Origin of the sequence: Mesorhizobium sp. M0633 (genome assembly GCF_040320645.1) — a bacterium.
Lineage (GTDB): Bacteria > Pseudomonadota > Alphaproteobacteria > Rhizobiales > Rhizobiaceae > Mesorhizobium.
Genome location: NZ_JAMYQC010000067.1, coordinates 1 through 10,657, shown reverse-complemented (window position 1 = coordinate 10,657; position 10,657 = coordinate 1). Strand labels below are relative to the sequence as shown.

Annotated in this window: 10 protein-coding genes; 9 read left to right on the top strand and 1 reads right to left on the bottom strand. The window is 57.5% G+C overall.

Features of this window, described 5'->3' with window-relative positions; translation table 11 throughout:
* Positions 1–209 precede the first annotated feature (209 nt).
* Positions 210–455, bottom strand: a complete 246-nt coding sequence (locus NKI47_RS33825; RefSeq protein WP_352595928.1) for a hypothetical protein — start codon at positions 453–455, stop codon at positions 210–212.
* A 232-nt stretch (positions 456–687) separates the two neighbouring features.
* Between NKI47_RS33825 and NKI47_RS33820 the strand changes: the two genes are divergently transcribed.
* The 9 genes from NKI47_RS33820 to NKI47_RS33780 form a co-directional block, all read left to right on the top strand.
* Positions 688–1,830 (top strand): helix-turn-helix domain-containing protein, encoded by a 1,143-nt coding sequence (locus tag NKI47_RS33820; RefSeq protein WP_502898123.1) that lies wholly within the window; start codon positions 688–690, stop codon positions 1,828–1,830.
* A 271-nt stretch (positions 1,831–2,101) separates the two neighbouring features.
* Positions 2,102–3,883 (top strand): putative bifunctional diguanylate cyclase/phosphodiesterase, encoded by a 1,782-nt coding sequence (locus tag NKI47_RS33815; RefSeq protein WP_352595937.1) that lies wholly within the window; start codon positions 2,102–2,104, stop codon positions 3,881–3,883.
* A 176-nt stretch (positions 3,884–4,059) separates the two neighbouring features.
* Positions 4,060–4,581 carry a ubiquinone biosynthesis methyltransferase UbiE gene (locus NKI47_RS33810; protein WP_352595934.1) on the top strand — a complete coding sequence of 174 codons (522 nt, stop codon included), beginning with the start codon at positions 4,060–4,062 and terminating at the stop codon, positions 4,579–4,581.
* The gene (locus NKI47_RS33805) at positions 4,578–5,756 is read left to right on the top strand and encodes a methyltransferase domain-containing protein (protein WP_352595923.1); all 1,179 of its coding nucleotides are present in this window, start codon (positions 4,578–4,580) and stop codon (positions 5,754–5,756) included. Before NKI47_RS33810 ends, NKI47_RS33805 begins: the two co-directional genes overlap by 4 nt.
* Positions 5,753–8,119: a SpoIIE family protein phosphatase gene (locus NKI47_RS33800; RefSeq protein WP_352595920.1), complete on the top strand. Its 2,367-nt coding sequence runs from the start codon at positions 5,753–5,755 to the stop codon at positions 8,117–8,119. Before NKI47_RS33805 ends, NKI47_RS33800 begins: the two co-directional genes overlap by 4 nt.
* 2 nt (positions 8,120–8,121) lie before the next feature.
* The gene (locus tag NKI47_RS33795) at positions 8,122–8,682 is read left to right on the top strand and encodes a slr1658 superfamily regulator (RefSeq protein ID WP_352595918.1); all 561 of its coding nucleotides are present in this window, start codon (positions 8,122–8,124) and stop codon (positions 8,680–8,682) included.
* An 18-nt stretch (positions 8,683–8,700) separates the two neighbouring features.
* Positions 8,701–9,039 (top strand): slr1659 superfamily regulator, encoded by a 339-nt coding sequence (locus NKI47_RS33790; RefSeq protein WP_352595916.1) that lies wholly within the window; start codon positions 8,701–8,703, stop codon positions 9,037–9,039.
* A gap of 178 nt (positions 9,040–9,217) precedes the next feature.
* Positions 9,218–9,757: an ATP-dependent DNA ligase gene (locus NKI47_RS33785; RefSeq protein WP_352595914.1), complete on the top strand. Its 540-nt coding sequence runs from the start codon at positions 9,218–9,220 to the stop codon at positions 9,755–9,757.
* Positions 9,758–10,191: 434 nt separating this feature from the next.
* A partial coding sequence (locus tag NKI47_RS33780; protein WP_352595931.1) for a Ros/MucR family transcriptional regulator occupies positions 10,192–10,657 on the top strand: 466 nt, incomplete at its 3' end.

Genomic DNA, 10,657 nt, shown 5'->3' with positions numbered 1-10,657 from the left:
AGCGCCTTGGCCAGCGGTTTCCGGAAAACCTCCCAAGGCACCACCGCGTTCAGCTTCTCCAGTGGATCGCCGGCCGCGCTCAGCCGGACATAACGCTCGTCAATGTCCCAGAATCCAGCCTGGCCTCGCATCCAACGCCTCCGTGCAAATCACCAGGCGAAGTGAATCAAAATGCGGTCTCGATTGCCAGGTTTTTCGAGGTGTCCAGTTTACCTGCTGCCTAATGCTTTCTCTGTTAATAGTTCCAAACTCAGCGCGTACTTCCGGACGTGAAGTCCGCGCCGAAATTCCGCCGCTTCTTTAGGAGTTCGTGTACATCCGAGTTTGCTGGCGGTGATTTTCAAACTCGCCAGCGAGCATCCGATCTTTACCGCAATAACTTTCAACGGCCCGTTGTCACGGTATCCATCAAGAATTATCTTGCGACGAGCTTCGCTGTTTAGCTTTGTGCTCATTTCGGTGACATCCTCAACTACTATTTCACGGTGCTAGATTCTATACGCATCAGGTTGAAGAGTGTCGTTATCTTCGCATCCAGAAACTTATCTCGGAATGCATTTCTTACTGTAATCCAGCGTGATCGCCGTTTCGGTCGACTCGAGTTCCGCCAGCCTTGCCAGATGCCTGAAATACACCACATGATTGAGAGGGGCATGGGCATACCCGATTCGGATATGGCACCACGCGATGGACACTAAGAGGCAAGACGAGGCTCCTGCGAGGCAGCCGCGGGACCGTGATCGACGTCGTTGGTCGCGCGAAGGTCAACCCCGCAATGAGGCCGCTCCATCACTCGCGCCGGCGCTCGAACCTCTGCCCTTTTCAACGCTCGAACTGGCGCCAGGGGATCAATTCGCCGCTTGGCAAGCGCAAATGGCGCCGCTTGTCGAGGTCAGGTTGCCGGATGACAAATCGCTGAACGATGGTTTTCCCGCCGACCACACAGCCTGGAATCTCGGTGGCATGCTGATTGTTCAACAGCGCGCGCCGGCACATAGCTACTTGCGTTCCGCCGCGAAGCTCCGATCCAGTTCGATCGATCACTGGTATATCGTCTTGCCACGAACTGGCCGGTCGTGGACGGAGGTCGATCGCCGCGTTGCAGAAAACCAGCCGGGCAAGTTGGAGATCAGATCGCTTGGCTACCCGTTTCGCGGGAGGGTAACGGACTCGGAAAGCCTCTTTCTCTATCTGCCGCGTGATTTGTTCTCTGATGCGGCGTCAACCCTCGACGCAAAGAACAATTCAATTATGTCCGGCAACTTTGCCAACCTCTTTGTCGACTACGTCAACAGCATCGAAGCAAGACTGCGCAGTCTCACGGCTGAAGATCTGCCCCGCATCGTACACGCAACACGCAGCATGATCATTGCCTGCCTCGCGCCTCCGGCGGAACATGCCGCGGCCGCCGAACAATTGGCGAGTGTCGCGCTGATGGAGCGAGCGCGTCGATACGTCCAAAACAATCTGGATGCGGCTCATCTGGCACCGGATTCAATGTGCCGGGCGCTCGGCGTATCGCGCTCTCGTCTCTATCAATTGTTCGAACCGAGCGGTGGTGTTCTCCATTACATACAAAGTCGCCGACTTCTGGCAGCCCATGTTGCGCTTAGCGATCCGGCGGACAGCCGGCGAATTGTCGATATTGCTGAGGCCTTCGGGTTTAGTTCAGCGGCTAATTTCAGCCGAGCATTCAGCAAGGAATTCGGTTACAGCCCCCGCGAAGGCCGCAGTACTGTGGTGTTACCGCGCCCCGCCCACTCTGTTTCGCTTGCTGAACACGAGAAGGCGTCTTCCTTTGAAGGTTGGCTCAAAGCGCTCGGAAGCTGAGTACAAGATCGGCGGTGGTTGAGATGGGGCGGGCTCAAAACAGGGGAAGACCACGCCGCCTCATGGACCAGAATATTTCGTGTCGCGTCCACCACGCCATCAATCATATAGCCAATTCGCAACAATTCCCGATTTAATAACCAACTGCGATTGTTCATCGTTGTCGCTGCCAATCACAGCGGAGCACACATTGCAACTACGCCGCATGCGGCACTTGTTAAGACTGCGCATTGAAAAATTTGCCAAGCTTGCCAGTTATGCTATTTCTGGAATGGGGGACGTGGATTCGCACCGCCTATGGAGGTGGCTCTTGCACCCAGAGGCATCAGGCGTCGGCAAGGGGAGTGAGGGGCCTTCCTCAAGCGATGTTCTACGTCCCGGCGAAGCGCTTCTCGCTGACCTTTTGGCGAACACGGCCGAACTTTTGTCGTTCTATGACCGCGACTTCTGTCTGACCCACTACGCAACCAAGCTCAAAGGCGTGTACGGAGGCGCGGTGGCGCCGGGTGCCTCCGTTTGGGAGATCTACCCGAGCTTCCTCGATGCGAGATATCGCGACGAATTTCTTCGTGTGTTCCACGGCGGCCCGCCGGCAAGCATCGATTTGCCGCGATCATCGGGCGAAGCGCCGCGCTCCGCTTTCGTTTTCTCCACTGCAAATGGTGTGGGAATCATCGAATCAAGGGAGCGCGGTGGGCGGAGCGTAGCGGAGGAGCAAGAGCATGTAATTCTGCTCCATCAGGCGACGCACGATGTGTTGACCGGACTGCAGAATCGGCGGCGATTCGGCGAGCGGCTGCAGCAAGCACTGGCGGCCCTCGGCGAACCAAAGCCGAAAGCCGCCCTGCTGCAGATCGACCTTGACGATTTCAAAGCGGTCAACGACACGCTCGGTCATGGAGCAGGCGATACGCTTCTTCAGCTCGCGGCGGGTCGTATCCGCGGCGCGCTGCAGGACGGCGAATCCGCGTACCGGTATGCCGGCGATGAGTTCGCTGTCATCCAATTGGGAAAGGAGCAGCCAGCAGAGGCTGAGCGCCTCGCCGGATCGCTGGTCGACGCGTTCAAGGACCCGTTCGTCATCAACGGCATTCCCGTGTTCGTCGGCTCGAGTATCGGAATTGCTTTCGGGCCGGAGCACGGGACCGATGGCGAACAGTTGATGAAAGCCGCTGACATTGCTCTTTACGCGGCCAAGACAGATGGACGCGGCTGCGCTCGAACATTCAACCGTTCGATGCTGCTCTTGCTTGAGCAACGCGAGAATCTGAGGCGCAGCCTTCGAACCGCGCTGGAGCGGGGCGAGCTTTATCTGGAGTATCAGCCGCTCATTCGGCCTCCCTCGTCGGTGATCGGTTTCGAAGCGCTGCTGCGGTGGCGGCACCCTGAGGTCGGAATCATTCCACCTAACGTGTTCATACCGATCGCCGAAGCCGACGGTCTGATGGACGAGATTGGACGATGGGTGCTCGAGCAAGCCTGTCGCCAGGCGTTGACGTGGCCTTCCTCGCTGACAGTCGCAGTGAACCTGTCACCAGCTCAGTTCCTTAGCGGTTCGCTGACGGACACCGTCGCTCAGGTCATCGACGCAGTTGGGATTGAAGCCGACAGACTTGAACTTGAGATAACCGAGACGGTTCTACTTGAGAAGACGATCGACAATATAGACACATTGAATACGCTGAATGTCCTGGGAATACGAATTTCGCTCGACGATTTTGGAACATACTACTCATCGTTAAGCTATCTTAAGAACTTTCCCTTCGATACTTTGAAGATCGATCAGTACTTTATTGCGGACCTGGAGACCGACCTCAAAAGCCAAACGATCGTGCGATCCATCATGAATCTGGCGCACGGCCTAGGGATAAATGTCACTGCGGAGGGAGTCGAAACATCGGCACAGGCACGGTGGCTGATCAAGGAACATTGCGATTGCCTGCAAGGTAATTACCTAGGACGGCCGCTCGGAGCCGAGGCGATCAGCGATTTCATCAAGCGGTCCCCGCCGAGGGTGGTACGAGCGATGGAGGAATCAAAACAAGCGCTCTAGCGCCTTGCGCCCTTCGTTAACGGTGAGGCGGAGATTTCTAGAACGATCGAGGCAGATATCGCGCAATTCTTCGAGTCGGTGCGAGACTGACTCATTACGGGGCGCGGAGAAATTTTTCATGGCGGAGGCCATCACCCCGCGAGAGCTCAATACTGATGGAACAAGTGAGGATGCCGATGGGACCTGTTCATCATGACCTGGCTGGCGAGCCGACTTTTGAGCCGATGATCCAGATCGACATGGAAATCAAAGCTTTTGTCTCCGCTTGGAAGCATTGCGATTATGTCTCGACATACGTGGCCCGGATGATCAGTCAAAACAGGTCAGACTCGGTCCACCATTCAAATCTCTTTTCCTCTGCCTTCAACGAATTGCTGGAAGTCGCCTTTCGTACTCGCCATGCCGACGGCGAACTGGCATGCAGGGTGTCTCGCCATGGCGCGACGGATAGGATCGAGTTAACATTTCCTTGCGTGCCAGAGGAGCGCCAATTCTACGAAGAAGCCGTGTCGCAGTTCGTAGGAATGGAGGCCAGAGAGCGGTATCTCAATTCGGTGTCGGGAGATCTCGCGCCCAGCCGCGAGGTCGTACTCCTGGAACTGGCTGTTGACTACAACGCGACACTCTGGATCGAGGACGCCGACGGCGATGCAATCAAGCTTGTCGTGGACCTTCCGCTCGAGGGCTTTCAAAATTGAACCCTTACGGCCTTCTCCCGCGCTTCAAGGCGCAATACGACGCGAATAACCAGGAGTTCTCCATATCGGGAGTGGTCCGGCCTCAGGCGATCGATGAGCTTGGGCCGAGCATAGCATTGCTCCGCGATGCGATCGGCCATGTGCGCGGCGTTCTCTACGTCAATGTCAGGCGCCTGACGCAGATGAACAACGCTGCGTTTCACAGCTTTTCGAGGATCATCATCGACGCTTGTCGCGCTCGACCCGATCTCAAATTCGTGGTCATCACGTCAAGCGTCGTCGGATGGACCTCGCGAAAATTCGGTCGCCTGAGCGGAATCGAACCGAACATCACGGTCGAGGAGTATGACACTGAATTCTATCCGGGGCAGGGTTTTCTTGAGGAAGGCGGGTTCGTACCCATCCTGCGCACTCAGACAAAGATGACTTGGCGCCACGAGCGCACAATCTTGCCGCGACACGGCATGAGGCCCGGGATCGTCATGGCCGACATCTGTTGCGGGATCGGTGATTTCGCCGTGCTCGCGCAGAAGGAGTTCCAGCCATCGCGGATCGTCGCCCTCGACCACTCCATATCAAGCCTGAACTATGCTCGACAAGTGATGCGGGAATTCGACATCCGGGGCATCGAATATAGCTATGGCGATGCCTCGGAGATGCTGCTCGACGAAGCGCAGTTCGACTTGGTCACCTGCCGACATTCCCTTCAAATCTTCAATCGACCTGAACTCATTCTCAAGGAGCTCTACCGCATCTGCAAGCCAGGCGGGCGGGTCTATATCACCAACGAGAAGAATTCGCATTGCCTCGGCGAGCCGCGCGCCGAAAGCATTCGTTGGACCTACAACGAGGTGGCGAAGCTGTTCGGGCATTTCGAGATGGACGTCGAGCTTGGGCCCAAGAGTCGGCGATACCTGGTGGAAGCCGGATTCGAAGACATCCTTGTGGAGACCTTCATGGTCACTAACCTGGACGGCGATCCGCAGGACTTCGCCGACGTCATTGCAGCCTGGGCGGATGTCTATGCCGGGGAGATGGCGACCAGACGCGGTGACGGACCGGAGTTCGTCGCACGGTTCCGGCAGGGCTTCGAGGATCACATTTTCGCTGCACTACACCCCAAGGGTTATGCGGGTTGGCCGATCTGGGTCGCATCGGGGCGACGGCCACAATGAAAGCCGATAACGAGCCTACACCGCGCTTCGGCCTGCGCTCCTTTCGAGCGAAATTCGTATTGGTCGTTGGCGGCGCCGTACTGTTCGACCTCCTGCTGAGCGGTGGTCTGGCGCTTTGGAACGTTCAAAAACTGTCGCGCGACGCCACATCGGAAGTCGGTGAGGGCCTGACGAACGCAAACCAGGAATACATTCGTTCCTATGCCGAGTCGACGGCGTTGAGCGTTGACCTGCTGCTCGATCGGGTTCACGGGGACGTCAAGGCGCTAGCTGGCGTGCTGCAGGCCCAGATCGACGATCCGAGGAGGCAGCAACAGGTCGGAGCCACGCTTTCGCATGAGGCGCCCGGCTCCGTGAAGGTTGTCTACAACGCGCAGGGCGATTGGGCGCAGAATCTGCCGGGCGCGCCTTCCGTGGTAAGCGTCTGGGGCTACCTGCTGGGCGCCGACCACAGTCCGCTGCCGAGCGTTCAGCAGGAAATAGAAGACAGTACCGTGATCGATCTCGTCGCGCCGACTCTCATGGCCAGCGGGTCCTCCAAACTGCAGATGTACTATATTGGTCCAAAAGAACGGCCGATCTTCCGGACGGTACCGTATACGGATCAGGCACAGACCTTCGACCGACTCTATCCAGGCCACAACAAGGCGGAATTCTGGGAGTTCTTCTTTCCGGGAATCTATGGTTCATGGCAGCAATGGGCCAGGGATCCAGCCTCACGTCCGGTCCCTGACGATATTACCCAGACAGCGCCTTACACCGATGCAATCACGGGAAAGCTGATCGTCAGCTTTTTCCACCCGCTATGGACGCGCGATCGCACCGGTATCGCCGGTACGGCGGGAGCAGACATCACTCTCGATCAGCTCGCGAAAGTCGTCGAAAGGGTGCAGATCGCTGAAACCGGGTTCGGCTTCCTCACGATGTCGACTGGCAACGTGGTGGCGATCAATCCGTCGGGCCAGGCGATCATCGGCCTGACTTCATCGAGCGATGCGGGCACGCAGGGCGTCACCGGCTTGGAAAGGTCTCTGCGGGGAAGTACGCAGCCGGCTATCGCGTCACTACCTCTAGACCAGAACAATGACGGTGCCATTCAGCATATCATGCTCGACAACAAGGGCGAACACGTTCCCTATATTGTTGTCCTCAAAAGATTGAAGCCGACCAATCTGTGGAGTTCGGGACCAATCAAGTCCGAAACGATGTCGGTCGGGATCGTCGTTCCCGAACGGGAGATCTATGCATCCCTGTTCGCCGCGCAGGAGAGTATTTCTCGCGCAACCAATCGTATCCTGCTGTTTCAGATCGCGGCGATCGCCGTTTCGCTTCTGATTGTTTTTGCGGCCGTGCTCGGAATTTCGAAGCGGATCACCGCGGGCCTCAGGGCGCTTGCCAGCGCCGCCCAGCGGCTCCAGTCCAAAGATTATTCAGTCCGCGTGAACATTCCGACGCGCGACGAGGTTGGAGCGGCAGGAATCGCTTTCAACCGGATGGCCGAGCAGATCAGCTTTCACACTGAAAACCTTGAGCAACTCGTCGACGAACGAACCAGGGAACTCGGGGACGCCAATCAGGAGATTTCCGCACTCAACGAAAAGCTGCAGGACGAGAACGTCCGCCTTGGCGCCGAACTCGCGGTCGCCAGGCAGATACAGATGATGGTCCTGCCGAAACAATTCGAACTCGAAGCGATTCCGGGGCTGGAGATCGCGGCCTACATGCGGCCGGCCGACGAGGTCGGCGGCGACTATTATGACGTCCTGCAGAACGGGTCACGGGTCAAGATCGGCATCGGCGACGTGACCGGTCATGGTCTCGAGAGCGGCGTGCTGATGCTGATGGTGCAATCCGTTGCACGCGCGCTGCAGGAGACCAACGAGGGGGATCCGCACCAGTTTCTGGATCGGCTGAACAGAGCGATCTACAAGAACATCGAGCGGACGAACACCGGCAAGCATCTCTCGCTTTCCTTCCTTGACTTCGAGGATGAGCGGGTAACGCTATCCGGCCAGCATGAGGACGTTCTCGTCGTGCGTGCGGACGGGGACGTCGAACGTATCGACACGATGGATCTCGGTCTGCCGGTTGGCCTGGAAAATGACATCTCGAGGTTCATTGCCACGCGCGACATCCTGTTCGGCAGTGGCGACGTGATCGTGCTGCACACCGACGGTGTGACCGAGGCGGAAGACCAAGACAGAAGGCTGTTCGGGTTCGAGCGCCTCTGCCAGAGCGCACGAAAACGTCAAGGCGGGAGCGCCGAGGAAATCAAAACCGGGATCATCGAGGATCTCATGGCCCATATCGGGATCCAGAAGATCCACGACGACATCACCCTCGTGATCATAAGGCACACATAGCCATGACAACGCTGTTCGGGACCCCTGACGTTGCAATCGGGATGAAGGAGAGTGTCAGTCGCGTGCGGCTGTTCGACGGACCTCTCGACTTGAGTTGGCGTCATTGTGCCACGACCTCGGACTTCATCGCCGATCTTTTCGCATTGCGCTTCCGGTCGTCCCGCAATGACTACATGGAAGTGCGGCACAGCATTGGATATCTGGTCAACGAACTCATCGAAAATGCCGTCAAGTTTCGCGCACCGGGTGAGATCTTGATCGAGGCGTCGATGGATTCGGAAAGCTTCAAGCTCAAGGTGTCGAATGACGTCGATGGTGAAGATGCGTCCGAGTTCCAAAGTCTCCTGGAGGACATCACGGTTGGCGACCCCATGGACCTGCTGATACAGCGAATTGAAGCCAATGCCGCGAACCCCGACGTAGGAGGCTCCGGACTTGGATTGCTGACGTTGATGAGCGACTACGGCGCGCGCCTGGCTTGGATATTCAGCGCCGCCGACGAAAGCGATCGGATTTGCCTGGAGACATATGCCTCCATTCCGATCTCTCAAATTCACAATTAGAGGAAACGAAGCCAGGCTATGGAAATCAGGACAGACGACTACCGCGTGTGGATTGAAGGAAGCGAAATTTTCTTCGACGGTGCAATGCGGCTTGCCAGTTCCGACGCCGGTGCGCCTATCACGGCGTTGGCGACCAGTGTGCTTGCCTCGAATCCCGCTTCCATTACGCTCAATCTGAAGGACCTTCACTTTCTCAACTCTTCCGGCATCAACCTGCTGGCGAAATTTACCATCGAGGTGCGCAAGCATCCCGATGTTCGACTCGTCGTGCGTGGAGCGCCCGACATACCCTGGCAATCGAAATCATTGCCGAATCTGAAGAAGCTGCATCCCGCTCTGGTGCTTTTGATGGACTAACCAGGTCGCTCGAAATTAGCCAAAGGACTGCGTGGTGCAAGACCGCCGCAACGAGCGAGATATGTACGCCAGGACAAGTATGTGGATGCGAAGCTAACGACAATCCGGCCTGGTGCGCAGATGCTCGCAATGGCTCGGCGGGGGCTCGGCACAGGCGGCAGGCGTCCAGGTTGGGGGGATGTCGGGCTCCCTGTGCCGATCAGCCGCCGCTGCGCGATCAAAGGTGGCGTCATTGAGTAAGCGTGCCAAGGTGAACGGCGGCCGGCTGGAGTTCATTCCGCCGCAGATCCCGACTCGGGTCAAGGAGCCGCCCGAAGATGAGGGATGGCTTCACGAGGTCAATCTTGACGGCTACCGAACGCAGATCATCATCGATAAAGGCGGCGTGCGTCTTTACAGCAAGAACGGCCGTGACTGGACCACGAAATACTGGCCCATCGCGCTGGCTGCCGAGCTGCCATGCCGGGCTGCCATTATCGACGGCGAGGTCATTGTTCCAGGCGAGCAGGGCGCTCCCCATTGCCCTGCGCTGGAAGCCGCGATCTGGCACGAACCGAGCCGGCTGGTGTTCGTCGCGTTCGATATCCTTCATCTCGACGGTCGCAATCTAGCCTCCTTGCCCCTGCTGCAGCGCAAGCAGGCGCTGTGGCAACTGGTTGAGCACGGCCTCGGCAAGATCCAGTACAGCGAGCATTTCGAGAGCAGTGCGCTAGACTAGCGATCTTTCGGGCCATCGAGAAGGTGGGGCTCGAGAGCATCATCTCAAAGCGCGCCGACAGCGGCTACAGAAGCGGACCGTCGAACACATGGCTGAAGGCCAAATACTTCGAGGGAGCCGATTTCTGAGCATCGACGACCGCTTCTGGCACATAAGGATCGAGCGCGCATGTTCATCGCTCAATCTGCGATGCAGCGGCGGGGCTTCGTAGAGCCTACGTGCGTAGGTCTGCACCCTCGCGCGGGAGACGAGAGGGAAGTGTTGCTGCTTCCCGGTTTATCGGCAACTCTGTCCGCTGCCGGGCAGAACGATGGGAGGCGAAGCTTGCCGGCTTGATATTTGCGACGAATGAGGTTTGTTGGAGAATAATCAATCATTTGCCGAATAGACAGACTATCCGTTTTCAAAGCGCCCTTTACACAAGAGGAAATTCGATGACCGTTTCTCCAGACCCAAGCGACCAGGCTGATCTCGTATCAATCACCGCCGACATCGTTTCCGCCTACGTTTCGAACAATCCGCTGCCGGTCGGCGAGTTGTCGAAGCTGATCGGGGATGTCTATGTCGCTTTGCAAGGGATCGGCAGACCTGTGGCTCCGATCGCAGCCAAACTGGAGCCGGCGGTGTCGATCAAGAAGTCAGTGTCACCTGATTTCGTCATATGCCTGGAAGACGGGAAAAAGTTCAAATCCTTGAAGCGTCATATCGGAACGCATTACAATCTGAGTCCGGACGAATACCGGCAGAAATGGAACCTGCCCTCCGACTATCCGATGGTGGCGCCGAACTACGCAGCCACCCGCTCGGCCCTGGCGAAATCAATAGGCCTGGGGCGCAAGGCGGCAGCGCCAGCAACAGCTGCGGCAGAAAAACCAAAACGAGCTGCTCGCGCGGCAGCGA

Bases quoted from the DNA above. Each gene is read 5' to 3' on its own strand.
- NKI47_RS33825 (WP_352595928.1), bottom strand. From the start codon at position 455: ATGAGCACAAAGCTAAACAGCGAAGCTCGTCGCAAGATAATTCTTGAT.
- NKI47_RS33820 (WP_502898123.1), top strand. From the start codon at position 688: ATGGACACTAAGAGGCAAGACGAGGCTCCTGCGAGGCAGCCGCGGGAC.
- NKI47_RS33815 (WP_352595937.1), top strand. From the start codon at position 2,102: ATGGGGGACGTGGATTCGCACCGCCTATGGAGGTGGCTCTTGCACCCA.
- NKI47_RS33810 (WP_352595934.1), top strand. From the start codon at position 4,060: ATGGGACCTGTTCATCATGACCTGGCTGGCGAGCCGACTTTTGAGCCG.
- NKI47_RS33800 (WP_352595920.1), top strand. From the start codon at position 5,753: ATGAAAGCCGATAACGAGCCTACACCGCGCTTCGGCCTGCGCTCCTTT.
- NKI47_RS33795 (WP_352595918.1), top strand. From the start codon at position 8,122: ATGACAACGCTGTTCGGGACCCCTGACGTTGCAATCGGGATGAAGGAG.
- NKI47_RS33790 (WP_352595916.1), top strand. From the start codon at position 8,701: ATGGAAATCAGGACAGACGACTACCGCGTGTGGATTGAAGGAAGCGAA.
- NKI47_RS33785 (WP_352595914.1), top strand. From the start codon at position 9,218: ATGTCGGGCTCCCTGTGCCGATCAGCCGCCGCTGCGCGATCAAAGGTG.